This window comes from Microvirga sp. P5_D2, from assembly GCF_054049475.1.
On the sequence record NZ_JBFUMH010000424.1, the window covers coordinates 1 to 536 of the forward strand.

The 536-nt window shown below is 57.8% G+C and carries 1 pseudogene; it reads right to left on the minus strand.

What is annotated here, in order from left to right:
- Positions 1-363: 363 nt before the first annotated feature.
- Positions 364-536 (minus strand): annotated as a pseudogene (locus ACXJKO_RS32085) (ISNCY family transposase); the annotation flags it as partial.

The following is a 536-nucleotide window of genomic DNA, read 5'->3' on the forward strand; positions in this document are numbered from 1 at the left end:
GGGCTGAACTCTCAGCAGTCGCTCCTCAGAAGTGACATCTCTAACGAGCACAATCAGTGACTTGTCTAACGAGTTCTGACACTCAGACTTCGCGCCATGCCCTTTATGGAACGCAATCGTGGTAGCTGGGCTGGGACAGATCGCTGGCAAAAAAAGAGCGCCCATAAAAGGGCGCTCGAGGAGCCGGAACCGTAGGGGCAAAGAAGGTCCGGGAGGAGCCTCTCTTCAAACCAGAGTTGATCCCTTGTGGCTCTAACATGAGTTAGGGCAGAGCGCGCTATTCTGACGCCTCACGCATGCGCGGAATTGGCCTGCGCTGTGGCTGCCAGATTGAAATGTCCGCTAGCCTGCAAAGCAGAAATGTCACTCCGCGGCGGCGAGGCGAGCCAGTGCCCGCTCACGTTTGGCGGCGATGGCCGGATCGGACATCACATCAGTCTTGCGTCCCGGTTTGGAACCCCGCGGCTTGTAGCCGGTCTTCTCGCTGTTGGTCTTGACCTTCGGTCGAGGAAGCTGGTCCTGCCGCTCCTTGATAT